Origin of the sequence: Kitasatospora sp. NPDC097643 (assembly GCF_040302625.1) — a bacterium.
In the GTDB taxonomy this organism is placed as follows: Bacteria; Actinomycetota; Actinomycetes; order Streptomycetales; family Streptomycetaceae; genus Kitasatospora.
Genome location: NZ_JBEOSA010000045.1, coordinates 31,934 through 46,905, shown reverse-complemented (window position 1 = coordinate 46,905; position 14,972 = coordinate 31,934). Strand labels below are relative to the sequence as shown.

At 73.5% G+C, this 14,972-nt stretch carries 14 protein-coding genes and 1 riboswitch; of the genes, 8 read left to right on the top strand and 6 right to left on the bottom strand.

Annotation, left to right across the window (positions count from 1 at the left end; translation table 11 throughout):
• The first annotated feature begins 133 nt into the window (after window positions 1-133).
• From ABTY15_RS25740 to ABTY15_RS25725, 4 genes are all read left to right on the top strand, one after another.
• Window positions 134-460: a DUF8820 family protein gene (locus ABTY15_RS25740; protein WP_350599927.1), complete on the top strand. Its 327-nt coding sequence runs from the start codon at window positions 134-136 to the stop codon at window positions 458-460.
• A gap of 171 nt (window positions 461-631) precedes the next feature.
• Complete coding sequence (locus tag ABTY15_RS25735; protein WP_350599996.1) at window positions 632-1,714, top strand: DUF6745 domain-containing protein; 1,083 nt, start codon at window positions 632-634, stop codon at window positions 1,712-1,714.
• 169 nt (window positions 1,715-1,883) lie between these two features.
• Complete coding sequence (locus ABTY15_RS25730) at window positions 1,884-2,693, top strand: MerR family transcriptional regulator (protein ID WP_350599925.1); 810 nt, start codon at window positions 1,884-1,886, stop codon at window positions 2,691-2,693.
• Complete coding sequence (locus ABTY15_RS25725) at window positions 2,690-3,904, top strand: glycosyltransferase (protein ID WP_350599922.1); 1,215 nt, start codon at window positions 2,690-2,692, stop codon at window positions 3,902-3,904. The genes ABTY15_RS25730 and ABTY15_RS25725 overlap by 4 nt, the downstream gene beginning before the upstream one ends.
• 181 nt (window positions 3,905-4,085) lie before the next feature.
• On the opposite strand, the gene ABTY15_RS25720 is transcribed toward ABTY15_RS25725, so the two are convergent.
• From ABTY15_RS25720 to ABTY15_RS25710, 3 genes are all read right to left on the bottom strand, one after another.
• Window positions 4,086-4,583, bottom strand: coding sequence for a hypothetical protein (locus ABTY15_RS25720; RefSeq protein ID WP_350599920.1), 498 nt, complete (start codon window positions 4,581-4,583; stop codon window positions 4,086-4,088).
• A gap of 204 nt (window positions 4,584-4,787) precedes the next feature.
• Window positions 4,788-5,627, bottom strand: coding sequence for a class I SAM-dependent methyltransferase (locus tag ABTY15_RS25715; RefSeq protein WP_350599918.1), 840 nt, complete (start codon window positions 5,625-5,627; stop codon window positions 4,788-4,790).
• On the bottom strand, window positions 5,624-6,070 hold the full coding sequence (locus ABTY15_RS25710) for a hypothetical protein (RefSeq protein ID WP_350599915.1): 447 nt from the start codon (window positions 6,068-6,070) through the stop codon (window positions 5,624-5,626). Before ABTY15_RS25710 ends, ABTY15_RS25715 begins: the two co-directional genes overlap by 4 nt.
• A gap of 93 nt (window positions 6,071-6,163) precedes the next feature.
• Between ABTY15_RS25710 and ABTY15_RS25705 the strand changes: the two genes are divergently transcribed.
• The 4 genes from ABTY15_RS25705 (at window position 6,164) to metE (ending at window position 10,767) form a co-directional block, all read left to right on the top strand.
• A complete protein-coding gene (locus ABTY15_RS25705) occupies window positions 6,164-6,799 on the top strand; it encodes a hypothetical protein (protein ID WP_350599913.1) in 636 nt (211 codons plus the stop codon).
• Window positions 6,796-7,140: a hypothetical protein gene (locus tag ABTY15_RS25700; protein WP_350599910.1), complete on the top strand. Its 345-nt coding sequence runs from the start codon at window positions 6,796-6,798 to the stop codon at window positions 7,138-7,140. The genes ABTY15_RS25705 and ABTY15_RS25700 overlap by 4 nt, the downstream gene beginning before the upstream one ends.
• Before the next feature lie 62 nt (window positions 7,141-7,202).
• The gene (locus tag ABTY15_RS25695; RefSeq protein WP_350599909.1) at window positions 7,203-7,961 is read left to right on the top strand and encodes a methyltransferase domain-containing protein; all 759 of its coding nucleotides are present in this window, start codon (window positions 7,203-7,205) and stop codon (window positions 7,959-7,961) included.
• 105 nt (window positions 7,962-8,066) lie between these two features.
• Window positions 8,067-8,288, top strand: a riboswitch (cobalamin riboswitch).
• A 163-nt stretch (window positions 8,289-8,451) separates the two neighbouring features.
• Window positions 8,452-10,767 carry a 5-methyltetrahydropteroyltriglutamate--homocysteine S-methyltransferase gene (gene metE / locus ABTY15_RS25690; protein WP_350599907.1) on the top strand — a complete coding sequence of 772 codons (2,316 nt, stop codon included), beginning with the start codon at window positions 8,452-8,454 and terminating at the stop codon, window positions 10,765-10,767.
• 218 nt (window positions 10,768-10,985) lie between these two features.
• Here the strand turns inward: metE and ABTY15_RS25685 are convergent, their stop codons facing one another.
• The 3 genes from ABTY15_RS25685 to aceA all read right to left on the bottom strand — a co-directional run bounded on the left by ABTY15_RS25685 (window position 10,986) and on the right by aceA (window position 14,905).
• Window positions 10,986-11,852 carry a 3-hydroxybutyryl-CoA dehydrogenase gene (locus ABTY15_RS25685; protein ID WP_350599904.1) on the bottom strand — a complete coding sequence of 289 codons (867 nt, stop codon included), beginning with the start codon at window positions 11,850-11,852 and terminating at the stop codon, window positions 10,986-10,988.
• A gap of 38 nt (window positions 11,853-11,890) precedes the next feature.
• Entirely contained in the window at window positions 11,891-13,504 is a 1,614-nt protein-coding gene (gene aceB, locus ABTY15_RS25680) for a malate synthase A (RefSeq protein ID WP_350599902.1), read from the bottom strand.
• 108 nt (window positions 13,505-13,612) lie between these two features.
• Window positions 13,613-14,905, bottom strand: coding sequence for an isocitrate lyase (gene aceA, locus ABTY15_RS25675; protein WP_350599900.1), 1,293 nt, complete (start codon window positions 14,903-14,905; stop codon window positions 13,613-13,615).
• Window positions 14,906-14,972 lie beyond the last annotated feature (67 nt).

The window sequence follows — 14,972 nt, the reverse complement described above, 5'->3', positions numbered from 1 at the left end:
CTCGGGGCCACCCGGGATTGTCAGACCCTTGCTCTATGTTCTGGTCGTGGCTCCGGAGCGTGACCGGCAACGGCACGGCGGAGCCCGGGTTCCGGCGTTCGCCGGCGTCCGGTCGTACGGCGAGGGAGGACTGATGTACCGCCAGGGGGATGTGCTGATCGTGCCGGTCGCGGAGGGCGCCGTGCCGGCGCGGGTCGGCGGGTTGGCCGTGCAGCCGCGGGACGTGCGGGGCCGGATGGTGCTCGCGCTCGGTGAGGTCACTGGCCACGCGCACGCCGTGGTCGGCCCGGGGGAGCTGCGCCGGGAGGCCGGGCCGTTCGGCGCCGGCTGGCTGCACCTGCCCGACGGAGGCCGGGTGGTGCACGAGGAGCACGCGGCGATACCACTGCCCAAGGGTTGGTACCGGGTGGTGCGTCAGCGCGAGTACACGCCGGGCGCGGTGCGGGTGGTCGCGGACTGAGCCGTGCCCCCCCGGGCGTGGGGGTACGGGTGCGCGGCGCAGGGCGCGTGGCGCGGGCTGGAACGGAAGCGGATGGCCGGGTGGGGAGCCCGGCCGGGAACGGAGCAGAGGATGGAGACGGTGGAGACGGTGATGCCCGGCGTGGTGACGGAGGTGGTGACGGGGGCGGCGATGGTGACGGTCGAGGCGGCCGGTCCCGCCGAGGTGACGGCCCGTTGGCGGGTCGTGGCGGCGGCCACCGGGCCCGCCGACCGCGCGGCGGTCGAGCACGCGGTCCGGGCCGCCTACCGGGCGGCCGAGCTGGCCGAGCCCGTGGAGGTGCGCTGGTTCGGCTCGCCGTTCGCGGCGGCGGAGGAGGCCCTGCGGCTGCGCGCCGGCGGCGCGGTGAGCGTGCGCGAGGCCGTCCGCACGGCGCCGTGGGAGGAGGCCAGGCGGCAGGCCGTCGCCGAGGTCGGCCCGGCGGGGTGGGCCGCGCACTGGGCGCTCACCGGCGGTGAACTCGGCCCGGTCACCACCCCGCTCGCCGACCGGGTCCGCAACGCCGTCCTCGACCGCCTCGCCCCGGAGGTGGACCGCGAGGAGGCCGGCTCGCGCGAGGCCGCCGAGGCCGCCCGGGCCCGCCGAACCACCGCCCGCCTCGCCCTGCTCGACGCGGTGCGCGGCCAGCACGACGCGCCCTGGTTCGCCGCCCTGGAGGCCGCCGGGGCCGGCGCCGCCGTCGCACCGCTGGCCGAAGTGGCGCGCGAGGCCGGCTGGTGGTGGCCGTACCAGGACGTCGCCCTGGTCAGCGAACGGCCGGTCGCGCTGCACCGCGACGAGGCCGGGCGGCTCGACCGGGCCGACGGCCCCGCCCTGGAGTACCCCGACGGCTTCGCCCTGCACGCCTGGCGCGGCATGCCGGTCCCCGCAGAGTTCCTGGCCGGTCTCGGCTCCGTCACCGCCGACCGGATCCGTACCGAGGAGAACGCCGAACTCCGCCGTGTCCTGCTGGAGCACTACGGCTACGACCGCTACCTCGTCGACTCCGGCGCCGAGCCGATCCACCGCGACGAGACCGGGGTGCTCTGGCGGATCGTCCTGCCCGACGACGAGCCGGTGGTCATGGTCGAGGTCGTCAACTCGACCGCCGAGCCCGACGGCACCTTCCGCACCTACTGGCTCCGCGTCCCGCCCGGGACCCGCACCGCCCGGGCCGGCGTCGCCTGGACCTTCGGCATACCCGAGTCCGAGTACCACCCGCAGCGCGAGACCTGACCGGCGGTTCTGTTGCGTGTCCCGGCCCGGTCCAGGTCGCTGACCTGCGGGTCTTGACCCTTACCCCACGTCAGGCCGCAGGGTGGGGGCAACGGAACGGCACGGGCCCCGGCGGCGGACGAACGACCACCGGCGGCGGAGCAGCAGGCACAAGGACGAGGTGGGGCAGATGAGCTGGTCGGTGGGGCAGGTCTCCGGATTCGCCGGGGTCACGGTGCGGACCTTGCACCACTACGACCGGTCCGGGCTGCTGTCGCCCAGCGAACGCAGCCCGGCCGGCTACCGGCTCTACAACTCCGCGGACCTCGCCAGGCTCCAGCAGATCCTCTTCTACCGGGAGCTCGGCTTCCCGCTCGACGAGATCGCCACCATCCTGGCGGACCCCCGGGCCAACGCGCTCGACCACCTCAAGGCCCGCCGCCAGGCCCTCACCGAACAGATCACCCGGCTGCAGAAACTGGTCGAGGTCGCCGAACAGGCCATCGAGGTGCACACCACCGGAGTCGAGCTCACCCCGGAGGAGCGCTTCGAGGTCTTCGGTGACGTGGTCTTCGACCTCAGCTACGCCACCGACGCCCACCTCAAGTGGGGCGACCGCGAAGGACACCAGGAGGCCCTGGCCCGCGCCGCCACCCACTCCAAGGAGGACTGGCGGCGGCTGATGGCCGAGGCCGCCGACTGGCGCGCCTCCCTCCTCGGCGCCTTCGACCAGGGCCTGCCCGCCGCCGACCGGCAGGTGTTGGACCTCGCCGAGGAGCACCGGCAGCACATCACCCGCTGGTTCACACCCTGCCCGCCCGAGATGCACTGCCGGATCGCCGACGACTACGAGGCGGACCCGCGCTCCTTCGCCCTCGTTGTCCCGCCCGCCCAGCAACGCCCCGGCCTCGCCGGATACCTGCGGGCGGCCATCGGCCTCAACGCCGAGCGCCGCACCGGGAGCGTCCACGCCGAGAGTACCCAGGAGGAGCAGCGGTGAGGATCCTCGTCATGGCCGCGGGCTCGCACGGCGACGTCGCCCCGTACACCGGCCTCGGTGCCCACCTGCGGGCCGCGGGCCACCAGGTCGCGCTCGCCGCACCCGAGGCCTTCGGCACGATGGTGACCGACAGCGGCCTCGACTTCCGTCCGCTCCCGGCGGATCCACGCGCCAACCCGTCCGACTCCGGCGGTGGCCGCTCCGGCCTCCTCGCGAAGGCCGCCGCCTTCATCGACCGCCTCGGCGACGGCCTCGCCGACGCCGCAGTCCCCGGCGCCGACCTGCTCCTGCTCGCCACCACCACCGCCCCGCTCGGGTGGCACCTCGCCGAGGCCATGGACATCCCCAGCCTCGGCGTCTACCTCCAACCAACCCTTCCCACCAGGGAGTTCCCACCCGTCGTCGGCACCACCCGATCCCTCGGCCGCTGGGGCAACCGGGCCGCCGGTGCTCTCGGCCAACGCGTCGTCGACCGCCTACACGCCGACGCGGCCCGCCGCCTGCGCAGCCGCCTCGGCCTGCCCGCCCGCTCCCAGACCGCCCAGCGCCGGGCCCGCGAACGCGCGAACTGGCCGGTCCTGCACGGCTTCAGCCCGACCCTCGTGCCACGCCCCGCCGACTGGCGCGAGGGCCTGAGGGTGGTCGGCCCGTGGTGGCCGCACGTCCCGGCCGACTACCGCCTCCCCGCCGAAGTCGAGGACTTCCTCCAGGCCGGGCCGCCCCCGGTGTTCATCGGCTTCGGCAGCATGGCCGCAGGCCAGGGCGAACGGCTGAGTGCACTCGCCGTGGACGCGCTGCGCCGTGCCGGGGTCCGCGGCATCCTCCAGTCCGGCTGGGCCGGTCTCGCGGCCGACGGGGACGACGTCCTCACCGTCGGCGAACTCCCGCACTCCGACCTCTTCCCGAGGATGGCCGCCGCCGTCCACCACGCCGGAGCCGGCACCAGCGCCGCAACCCTCCGGGCCGGCATCCCCAGCGTCCCCGTCCCCGTCCTGGCCGACCAACCCTTCTGGGCCGCCCGCCTCACCCACCTCGGCACGGCCCCACCCCCCATCCCACACGCCCGCCTGACCGCTGAACACCTGGCCCACGCCATCCGCCAGGCCGTCGAGGATCCGACCCACCGCACCCGGGCGGTGGCGGCGGCTGGTTTGGTGGCGCGGGAGGACGGGGCTGACCGGGTTGCGGAGGTGGTTGACCGCATGTGTTGACCCTGAGAGGGCGGTGCGTGACGGGAGCGTTTGTGTGGCCGCGCTGGTGAGGTGGCTCCGTAGGGCGGCTCCGCTCGGATGGTGGAGGTGGTTGGGCGCTTGTGTCGACCCCGAGGGGACGACGGTCGGTGGGGGCAGGGGGCGTTGGTGGAACCGCCGTGTGGAATGAGAGTGCCGCTGGTCAGAGTTGACGCCTGATCTGCCGGGCCAGTCCTTCGAAGAAGTCCTGGAGGTCGGAAGCGGCCAGGTCGAACTGGTCGGACCACGAGGCGGTGGTGGACCGCCAGACGCGGCCGGAGCCGGACAGGGCGAAGAGGTGGCCGCCGCCGTCGCTGGCGAATACCAGGGCAGGCTCCTCCCCGGGGATCTGGATGGCTCCGTACTCGCGGAAGTGACCGGCGACCGTGGTGGCCGGGTGGACGAAGTAGCCGTTGTCCACGTCGGGCAGGGAGACCTCGCGGATCACCCAGTACATCGTCGTCAGGTCCGAGGGGATCGGCGTCAGTTCTACGAGCGCCTCCGTGGCCTTGTGGCTCTCGTCCGTTGCTCGGGTGACCACGTTCTGGCCCGGCGGGAAGCCGTGCCGGGCCTCGAAGGAGGCCGCCAGTTCCAGGAGAGCCGTGTCCGCTTGCTGGCACCAGCCGCGCACCCACTCGGCTTCGAGCCGTTCACCGGCCACGATGGACCTCCTCAGCCGCTCAGGGGACGTGCCCTCCGTGGGCCCCGAGGACGATACATGGGCCCTCACCGGACGCTGTCGTCGGAGGGCCGGCCGAAGGTGGCGGCGATGACGGTGGGGAGGTCGGCGGGTGGGATGGTGGTGCGCAGGTCGGCGAGGACGGGGAGGTCGAGTTCCAGGCGCCAGGCGTCGTCGGGCCCCTTGTCACGCTGCGCGGGCGATCATCACTGGTTGGAAGAAGCCGGTGCGGGCGGGCGGTTCCCAGCTGACGGAGGTGAAGCCGGCCTCGGTGGCGAAGGCGGTCAACTGGGCCTGGGTGAGGGCCCAGTAGGTGGAGCGGTGGACGTCGACCTGCCACTGGTCGGTGGGGCCGGTGTCGTCTGGGGCGGACAGCTGGAACAGCTCCAGGTCGTACCGCTCGCCGTCCTCGTGCCACTGCCAGAGCTGGAAGATGACGGACCGCCGGCTGTCGTGTTCGGCGGTCTGCGGCGGGGTCGCGGTCGGGCGGTGCCGGCGCAACTCGTCGTAGGGGCGGGTGGAGAGCAGGAGGAGCCCGCCGCTGCGCAGGGTGCGGCGCATGGCGGTGAGGGCGGCGCGGACGTCGGCGGCGGTGAGCAGGTGGGGGAGAGCGTTGTCGGCGCACACGACGACGTCGAAGGAGCCGTCGGTGAAGGGGAGTTGACGCATGTCGGCGGCCGCGACGGGTAACTGGAGGCCGCGTCGGGCGGCCTCGGCGGCTGCGCGGGCGACTGCCACCGGGCTGAGGTCGGTGCCGGTGACCCGGTGGCCCCGGGCGGCGAGCCCGATCGCCTGGGTGCCGATGCCGCAGGCGCAGTCGAGCACGTCGAGGGGTGCGTCGAGGGGTGCTTCGGAGGGCGTTCGGGAGGTCGCGTGGGAGGGCTCGTCCCCGAGTCGGCTGCGGATCAGGGCGTCGAGGGCGGCGCCCTGCCGGGCGACGGAGGCGTTCCAGTCCGGGTAGAGGAGGTGGTACCCGGCCGCGAACGCGTCGTAGAACCGACCGACGCCGGAGGAGGAGTGGGTCATGGCGTCGAGGACTCCACGGGTGAGGGGACGCGGGCTCTGAGCCTCCGCAGGTTGCACGAGGCCGCGAGCTGCTCGGCCCATTCCTCCGGCCAGAGCCCGTGGGCGTCGGCGTGGCTGCCCGCCTCGCGGGTCAGGGCGCGCAGCAGGGCGGGGCTGTAGACGCCCTGGACGCGGAAGTTCTCCAGGTGGCGCAGGTTGGTGACGAGGGTGACGTAGCGGCGGCCGTTGCCCCGGTGTCGGCCGGCCACGATCACCTGTCCGTCACCGAAGTCCCAGCGGGGCACGGCGATCCACAGCTTGGCGCCTGGTGCGAAGTGTCGCAGGCCGCGCTGGAGGTCGAGGCCGTCCGGCCCGTGCGCCGTCTCCTGCGCGACGTTGGCGACCAGGCAGAGGCCGTAGGCCTCGGTCTGCTCACCCTCCGACGGGATCGTCCGGTTCGTCATGGCGCTATCCTCGCGGAGCTCAAGATGGGCTGGACAGTGGTTTTCCGAGCGGACGGGTGGTGCGGCGTGGAGCGGTTGCGGGAGGATGATCCGTTGGGCGGGATGCGGCCGCTGCTGGAGGCGGGCGACGCCGTGCTGGGGTACGAGCCGGGCGGGCCGGAGGACGGCTTCGCGGACCACTGCTGGGTGTTGCACTCGATGTACGTGGGCGGGGAGCGGGTGCGCTGGGCCGATGTGCTGGCGGAGTCCGGCCGACGGCTCGCGGACTGGCCGTCCACCCTGTCGACGCGGGTGTTCGGCCCCGGGGTGCGGCCGGACGGCGTCGACTACCCGGACAGCGGCGAGCCCGACCGGGCGTGCCTGGAGCGGCTGGTGCAGATCCTGGCCCGGCACAGCGCCGAGGGCCCGGCGACGGAGTGCTACTGGGCGCAGGCGGCGATCGAGGACCTGGGGGATCCGGTCCCGGCGCACCGGGGCCGGCTGGCGGAGGCGGTGGCGCACCACGACGCCTGCCGGGGACCGGCCCGCTCGACCGGTCTGGCGTTCCCCGCCCACTGGTGGCCGCTGGACCGTTCCTGGTTCGTCCTCTCCGACTGGGACCTGAGCGCCACCGAGGTGTTCGGCTCGGAGGCGCTGATCGCGGACCTGCTGGCCGACGGCGAGCTGGAGGCCGTCCGCCATCCGCGCATCGCGGAGGCACCGCCCAGCCGGGCCGGGTGGCCGGTGTGATCGACCTGCCCCAGGGCTCCTGGTGGGACTGGGACGTCTGGTCGTGGTGCCCGGGCGAGCTGAGGCTGGCCGCCGGTTACGACCTGGCGTACCACCACGGCCTGGAGCTGGTGTTCGCCGACCCGCTGTACGTCCGCTGCCCGGCGGCCTTCCAGGATCCGGTGTTCCGCGCGCCGACGCCGCAGGAGCGAAGGCTGGTCGAGCGGCAGTGCGGCGAGCCGCCGGGTGTGCTGGTGGCCTTCGAGGCGGACGGCGCAGGCACGGAGCCGGCGAGCGGCCTGATCGCGGCGGGCAGTCTGGCCGTGGTCGTGGGAACGGTGCTGCGGTACGGAGGCGGTTGAGGCGGCCGCTCCGGGGAGAAAAACGGGTGGCCGGGCGGGCGCGACGGCACCATGATGCGGGCATGCGCACCTTCGAGGAACTGATCGCCGAGGCCGAGGCGGCGTCCGTGGACGGCTGGGACTTCTCCTGGCTGGACGGGCGCGCCACCGAACAGCGCCCGTCCTGGGGCTACCAGCGGCTGCTGGGCGAACGCCTGGCGCACGTCGAGGCGGCGCTGGACCTGCAGACGGGCGGCGGCGAGGTGCTGGCCGGGGCGGTACGGGCCGGCGGGATGCCGCGCACGATGGCCGCCACCGAGTCCTGGCCGCCGAACGTGGCGCGCGCCACCGGGCTGCTGCACCCGCTGGGCGCGGTCGTGGTGGCGGCCGCGGACGAGCCGCCGCTGCCGTTCGCCGACGCGGCCTTTGACCTGGTCAGCAGCCGGCACCCGGTGAAGCCCTGGTGGGCGGAGATCGCCCGGGTGCTGCGGCCGGGCGGCAGCTACTTCGCCCAGCACGTCGGGCCGGCCTCCGTCTTCGAGCTGGTGGAGTACTTCCTCGGCCCGCTGCCCGAGGCCCGCGAGGGCCGCCGCCCCGAGATCGAGAGCGCGGACGCGCGGGCCGCCGGGCTGGAGGTGGTGGACCTGCGCTCGGAGCGGCTGCGGATGGAGTTCTTCGACATCGGCGCGGTGGTGTACTTCCTGCGCAAGGTGATCTGGATGGTGCCGGGCTTCACCGTCGACGCGTACCGGGAGCGGCTGCGCGAGCTCGACGAGCAGATCCGCACCCAGGGCCCGTTCGTCGCGCACTCGGCCCGCTTCCTGATCGAGGCGCGCAGGTAGATCGACCCTGCCGCGCACGCCCGACACCTCGACGCGCACCTGACCGTCGGCCGGGTCACGCGGACGCGTTTCGTGGTTTCCGCGTCAGTTCGCGTTGCCTGCCCCTAAGCTGACCGGGCAGCTGGTTCGCCCTGTCCGCCAGGCAGGCGCGTCGCAAGAGGGAACCCGGTGGGAATCCGGGACTGCCCCGCAGCGGTGAGCGGGAACGACCGCCGTCATACGCACTGGGCCCGACCGGGCCTGGGAAGCGACGGCCAGTAGGTGTCCGCCCTTCACAGGGTGGGCGTGCCCGCGAGTCCGAAGACCTGCCCGCTGCCCGCCCGCGGACCATCCGCGCGCGGATATCCGGTGACCTCGAGGGCGGGTCGGCGACCACACCAGGCGGATCAGGCACGCATGTCCACGGCGGCCGCCGTCCGGTTCGTCATCCCTTCGCGCCCTCCTCCCGTCCCCGGGTACTTGAGGAGAAAGACTCGCGAAGGAGAGTCCCTTGACCACGAAGTCCGCAGCCGCGGCAACCCTCGCCACCGCGTACGGCTACCCCCGCCAGGGCCGGGGCCGGGAGCTCAAGAAGGCCATCGAGGGGTACTGGAAGGGCACGGTCACTGCCGGGGCGCTGCTGGCCACGGCCGCCGACCTGCGCCGTGCGAACTGGCGGCAGCTCGCCGACTCCGGCATCGAGGAGGTCCCGACCGGTGACTTCTCGCTGTACGACCACGTGCTGGACACCACGGTCGCCGTCGGCGCGATCCCGGCCCGGCACCGGGACGCGGTCGAGGCCGACGCGCTGGACGGGTACTTCGCCATGGCGCGCGGCACCCAGGAGGTGGCGCCGCTGGAGATGACCAAGTGGTTCGACACCAACTACCACTATCTGGTCCCGGAGTTGGGGCCGGACACGGTCTTCGCGGCGAGCCCGGCCAAGGCGGTCGGCGAGCTCAGGGAGGCCCTGGCGCTCGGCCACGACGCCCGGCCCGTACTGGTCGGCCCCGTCACCTACCTGCTGCTCGCCAAGCCGGCGCCCGGTGTGGACGAGGACTTCCAGCCGATCACGTTGCTGGACCGGCTGCTGCCCGTTTACGCGCAGTTGCTCGCCGACCTCAAGGCCGCCGGAGCCACCTGGGTCCAGTTGGACGAACCCGCCTTGGTGCAGGACCGCACCCCGGCCGAACTGGGTGCCGCGGCCCGCGCCTACCGCGACCTCGGGGCGCTCGCCGACCGGCCGCAGCTGCTGGTCGCGAGCTACTTCGATCGCCTCGGTGACGCCCTGCCGGTGCTCGCCAAGGCCCCGGTCGAGGGCCTGGCACTGGACTTCACGGGCCCGGCCGCCGCCAACCTGGACGACCTCGCCGCCGTCGGCGGGCTGCCCGGCAAGCGGCTGGTGGCCGGGGTGATCGACGGGCGCAACGTCTGGATCAATGACCTGGAGAAGTCACTGGCCACCCTGGCGACCCTGCTCGGCCTCGCCGACCGGGTCGACGTCGCCCAGTCCTGCTCCCTCCTGCACGTGCCGATCGACGCCACGCTCGAACGCGACATCGATCCGCAGATCGCCCGCTGGCTGGCCTTCGCCAGGCAGAAGGCCGCCGAGACGGCACTGCTGGCCCGCGGCCTGCGCGAGGGCACCGGCGCGATCACCGCCGAACTCGCCGCGAACCGCGCCGACCTGGCCTCCCGAGCCCACTCGCCGATCACCCGCGACCCGGCCGTCCGGGCCCGCGCCGCCGCCGTCACCGCGGACGACGCCCGCCGGGCCCAGCCCTACCCTGTCAGGGCCGAGGCCCAGCGCGCCCGGCTCGGCCTGCCGCTGCTGCCGACCACCACCATCGGCTCCTTCCCGCAGACCGGCGAACTGCGCATCGCCCGAGCTGATCTGACGGCGGGTCGGATCGGTGCGGAGGCGTACCGCGAGCGGATGGAGGCCGAGGTCCGCGAGGTCATCGCCTACCAGGAGAAGGCCGGACTGGACGTGCTGGTGCACGGCGAGCCCGAACGCAACGACATGGTCCAGTACTTCGCCGAGCAGCTCACCGGCTACCTGGCCACCCGGCACGGCTGGGTGCAGTCCTACGGCACCCGGTACGTGCGGCCGCCGGTCCTCGCCGGGGACATCTCCCGGTCGCACCCGATGACGGTGGACTGGTTCCGCTACGCCCAGGGCCTGACCGACCGCCCGGTCAAGGGCATGCTCACCGGCCCGGTCACCATGCTCGCCTGGTCCTTCGTCCGTGACGACCAGCCGCTCGCCGACACCGCCCGCCAGGTCGCCCTCGCGCTGCGCGACGAGGTCACCGACCTGGAGGCCGCGGGTGCCGCGGTCGTCCAGGTGGACGAGCCGGCCCTGCGCGAGACCCTCCCGCTGCGGGCCGCCGGGCGCCCCGCCTACCTGGACTGGGCCACCGAGGCCTTCCGCCTCGCCACCTCCAGCGTCCGCGCCGACACCCAGATCCACACCCACATGTGCTACGCCGAGTTCGGCGCGATCATGACGGCGATCGACGACCTCGACGCGGACGTCATCTCCCTGGAGGCCGCCCGCTCCCACATGGAGGTCGCCGGCGAACTGGCCGCGGCCGGCTACCCGCGCGAGGTCGGCCCGGGCGTCTGGGATATCCACTCCCCGCGCGTCCCGAGCACCGAGGAGGCGGTCGCCCTGCTGCGCGCCGGCCTCGCCGCGATCCCGGCCGAGCGGCTCTGGGTCAACCCCGACTGCGGGCTGAAGACCCGCGCCTGGCCGGAGACCCGCGTCTCCCTGGACAGCCTGGTCGCCGCCGCTCGCCACCTGCGCGAGGAACTCGCCGGCTGACACGCTGACATGGGATCAAGGGGCAGGCACGGTGACACGCACCGTGCCTGCCCCGGTGGCCCGCCCTTCGTCGAGGATCTCGCCGTGGAGGTCGGCCGCCGTCGTGACCGAGAGGGTCACAGATGAGCAGGAGGCCAGCGCCGCGCCGTTCCCGTTCGCGGATGTGACGGTGGCCCGGCCCGTGTGACGGGGCCGGGCCACTGGCGAGGCGTGCTCGGTCAGGCTGCCCGGTGGGTGTGGAAGCCGCGACCGGTCTTGCGGCCGAGGAGGCCGGCCTCGACCATGCGGGAGAGCAGCGGGGGCGGTGCGAAGAGCGGCTCCTTGTACTCGTCGTACATCGACCGGGCGATCGCCTCGACGGTGTCCAGGCCGATCAGGTCGGCGAGTTGGAGCGGGCCCATCGGGTGGGCGCAGCCGTGGACCATGCCGGCGTCGATGTCCTCGGGGCTGGCGTGCCCGGCCTCGGCCATCCGGATCGCGGACAGCAGGTACGGCACGAGCAGGGCGTTGACGAGGAAGCCCGCGCGGTCCCGGGAGTGGACGACGCGCTTGCCGAGGACGTTCGTCGCGAAGGCCTCCACCCGGTCCAGTACGGTCGGCGCGGTGTGCAGCGAGGACACCAGCTCCACCAGCGGCATCACCGGGGCCGGGTTGAAGAAGTGCAGGCCCAGAACCTGGGAGGCGCGGCCGGTGGTGATGCCGAGGCGGGTGACGGGGATGGCCGAGGTGTTGGTGGCCAGCACGGCGTCCTCGGCGACCAGCACCTTGTCCAGGATGGTGAGCACCTCGGTCTTGACCCGTTCGTCCTCGACGACCGCCTCGACGACGAGCTGACGGTCGGCGAGCGCCTCCAGGTCGTCGGCGAACAGCAGGTGGGCCCAGGCGTCGGTGCGCTGCTGCTCGGTGATCCGGCCCCGGTCGACGGCGCGGTGCAGGGAGCGGTCGATGCGGGCGCGGGCCGCGCGCAGGGCGTCCCGGCCGGCCTCGCAGACGACGGTGTCCAGCCCGGCGCGGGCGAAGACCTCGGCGATGCCGGAGCCCATCTGCCCGGCGCCGACGACGGCCACGCGGCGGATGTCGTTCATGCGGTTGCCCCTTCAGAGCTGATGCGGGTCGGCACGGGTCAGGCCACCGGGGCGGTCGTGTGCACGAGGTGGCGGGCGTAGGCCTCGGTGGTGAGGAAGGCGGGCAGGTCGGCGCCGAGCGCGGTCTCCTCCAGGATCCGCACCGCGTCGTCCACCAGCGCCGGATCGGTGCCGTCCGCGAGCAGGTCTGCGCGCTCGCGGTCGATCAGGCGCCGCACCATGTCCGGAGTGACGAGCGAGCCGCCGGTCAGCCGGGAGCAGTGGTGCTGCCACTGCCAGATCTGGCAGCGGGCGATCTCGGCGGTGGCGACGTCCTCCATCAGCCCGAACACGGCGACGGCGCCGGAGCCGCCCAGCCAGGCCGTCAGATAGCGCAGGGCGACGGCGACGTTGGAGCGCAGGCCCTGCTCGCTCGGCAGACCGACGGTCAGCCGGTGGACGCCGAGCAGGTCGGCGGCGGTGACCTCGACGTCCTCGCGGCTCCGGTCGAGCTGGTTCGGGCGGTCGCCGAGGACGGCGTCGAAGGCGGTGCGGCAGGTGGCGACCAGGCCGGGGTGGGCGACCCAGGAGCCGTCGAAGCCGTCGCCGGCCTCCCGCTCCTTGTCGGCACGGACCTTCGTCAGCGCGACGGCGTTGGCCTTCGGGTCGCGCTGCGGGATGGCGGCGGCCATGCCGCCGATGGCGTGGGCGCCGCGGCGGTGGCAGGTGCGCACCAGCAGGTCGGTGTACGCCCGCATGAAGGGCTGCGTCATGGTGAGGGAAGCGCGGTCCGGCAGGACGAACCGCGGACCGTGCTGGGCGAAGTTCTTGATCAGACTGAACAGGTAGTCCCAGCGGCCGGCATTCAACCCGGCGGCGTGGTCGCGCAGCTCGTAGAGGATCTCGTCCATCTCGAAGGCGGCGGTGATGGTCTCGATCAGGACGGTGGCGCGGATGGTGCCGTGCGGGATGCCCAACTCGGCCTGGGCGAAGGTGAAGACCTCGTTCCAGAGCCGGGCTTCCAGGTGGTTCTCCAGCTTGGGCAGGTAGAAGTACGTGCCGGAACCGGCCGCGATCTGCGGTCGGCCGCAGTGGAAGAGGTAGAGGCCGAAGTCGACCAGGGCGCCGACGGCCGGGCGGCCGTCGATCGAAAGGTGCTGCTCGTCCAGGTGCCAGCCGCGGGGGCGGACCACGATGGTGGCCGGGTCGTCCCCGATGTAGTACCGCCTGCCCTCCGGCGTGGTGTCGTCGATCCGGCGCTCGATCGCGTCGAGCAGGTTGAGCTGACCGGTGACGAGGTTGTGCCAGGTGGGGGAGGTGGCGTCCTCGAAGTCGGCCAGCCACACCTTGGCGCCGGAGTTGAGCGCGTTGACGGTCATCCGGCGCTCGGGCGGGCCGGTGATCTCCACCCGGCGGTCGGCGAGGCCGGGGCCGGCGCCGGCCACCCGCCAGGTGGGGTCCTCGCGGATGGCGCGGGTCTCCGGGAGGAAGTCCAGGGTGCCACCGGCGGCCAGCGCGGCGGTGCGGCGGCCGCGTTCGTGGAGCAGCTCGGTGCGACGGTCTGCGAACCGGTCGTGCAGGCGGGCAAGGAAGGCGAGTGCCTCGGGGGTGAGGATCTCGTCGAAGCGGTCCTCGTGTGCTCCGAGGATCTCGATGCGGCTGGGCTGGCTCATCCGGTTCTCCAGGAGGCGGGTGGGAGGCGCCCGGGGCCTCGCCCCTCAACGAGGCCCCGGGGCGCTGGGTGGAAGGCGGCTCGTCCCCAACGAGGCCGCCGGGGTGGCTCAGTGGAACTGCTCGGCCTCGGTCGAGCCGGTCAGGGCGAGGGTCTCGGCGTTCGGGTTGAGCGCGGTGGAGACCAGGTCGAAGTAGCCGGTGCCGACCTCGCGCTGGTGCTTCACCGCGGTGTAGCCGTCCGGCACGGCCGCGAACTCGGCCTCCTGGAGGTCGACGTAGGCGGTCATGCCGTGCTCGGCGTAGCCGCGGGCGAGCTGGAACATCGAGTGGTTGAGCGCGTGGAAGCCGGCCAGCGTGATGAACTGGAAGCGGTAGCCCATCGCACCCAGCTCCCGCTGGAACTTGGCGATCCGGTCGTCGTCCAGCGCGGCCTTCCAGTTGAAGGACGGCGAGCAGTTGTACGCCAGCATCTTGTCCGGGTACTCGGCCTTGATCGCCTCGGCGAACTCGCGGGCCTGCGCCAGGTCCGGGGTGCCGGTCTCCACCCAGATCAGGTCCGCGTACGGCGCGAAGGCGAGGCCGCGGGAGATGACCGGGGCCATGCCGGGCTCGACCCGGTGGAAGCCCTCGGCGGTGTGCTCGCCGGTGCAGAAGCGGGCGTCGCGCTCGTCCACGTCGCTGGTGAGCAGGCTGGCGGCGAGCGCGTCGGTGCGGGCCACGATCAGGGTCGGCACGTCGGCGATGTCGGCGGCCAAGCGGGCGGAGTTGAGGGTGCGGATGTGCTGGGCGGTGGGGACGAGCACCTTGCCGCCGAGGTGGCCGCACTTCTTCTCCGAGGCGAGCTGGTCCTCGTAGTGGATGCCCGCCGCGCCGGCCGCGATCATGCCCTTGGTGAGTTCGAAGGCGTTCAGCGGGCCGCCGAAGCCGGCCTCGGCGTCGGCGACGATCGGCACCAGCCAGTCCGGGCCGTCGTTGCCCTCCGCGGCGTCGATCTCGTCGGCGCGCAGCAGTGCGTTGTTGATCCTGCGGACCACCTGGGGAACGGAGTTCGCGGGGTAGAGGCTCTGGTCGGGGTAGGTCTGCCCGGCCTGGTTGGCGTCGGCCGCGACCTGCCAGCCGGACAGGTAGACCGCCTGAAGCCCGGCCTTCACCATCTGCACGGCCTGGCCGCCGGTGAGCGCGCCGAGGGCGTGGACGTAGTCCAGTTCGTGCAGCTGCCGCCACAGGCGCTCGGCGCCGCGCCGGGCCAGGGTGTGCTCCTCGCGCACCGTGCCCGACAGCCGCACCACGTCGGCCGCCGTGTAGGTGCGCTCGATGCCCGCCCACCGGGGGTCGGAAGCCCACCGGGCGGCGAGCTCCGCCGCGCGCTGCTCCTGCTGCTGCCGAACCGACTGAGTCATGGGTCTGCTCCCCAGGGGTGCTCGTTTGCGAAGGGTGTGACGCGACTCACCGTGAGGGCGAGTGGGC

What these genes read in the sequence shown, in the direction of transcription:
- ABTY15_RS25740 (WP_350599927.1), top strand. Translation starts at nt 134, where the DNA reads ATGTACCGCCAGGGGGATGTGCTGATCGTGCCGGTCGCGGAGGGCGCC.
- ABTY15_RS25735 (WP_350599996.1), top strand. Translation starts at nt 632, where the DNA reads ATGGTGACGGTCGAGGCGGCCGGTCCCGCCGAGGTGACGGCCCGTTGG.
- ABTY15_RS25730 (WP_350599925.1), top strand. Translation starts at nt 1,884, where the DNA reads ATGAGCTGGTCGGTGGGGCAGGTCTCCGGATTCGCCGGGGTCACGGTG.
- ABTY15_RS25715 (WP_350599918.1), bottom strand. Translation starts at nt 5,627, where the DNA reads ATGACCCACTCCTCCTCCGGCGTCGGTCGGTTCTACGACGCGTTCGCG.
- ABTY15_RS25710 (WP_350599915.1), bottom strand. Translation starts at nt 6,070, where the DNA reads ATGACGAACCGGACGATCCCGTCGGAGGGTGAGCAGACCGAGGCCTAC.
- ABTY15_RS25695 (WP_350599909.1), top strand. Translation starts at nt 7,203, where the DNA reads ATGCGCACCTTCGAGGAACTGATCGCCGAGGCCGAGGCGGCGTCCGTG.
- ABTY15_RS25685 (WP_350599904.1), bottom strand. Translation starts at nt 11,852, where the DNA reads ATGAACGACATCCGCCGCGTGGCCGTCGTCGGCGCCGGGCAGATGGGC.
- aceB (WP_350599902.1), bottom strand. Translation starts at nt 13,504, where the DNA reads ATGAGCCAGCCCAGCCGCATCGAGATCCTCGGAGCACACGAGGACCGC.
- aceA (WP_350599900.1), bottom strand. Translation starts at nt 14,905, where the DNA reads ATGACTCAGTCGGTTCGGCAGCAGCAGGAGCAGCGCGCGGCGGAGCTC.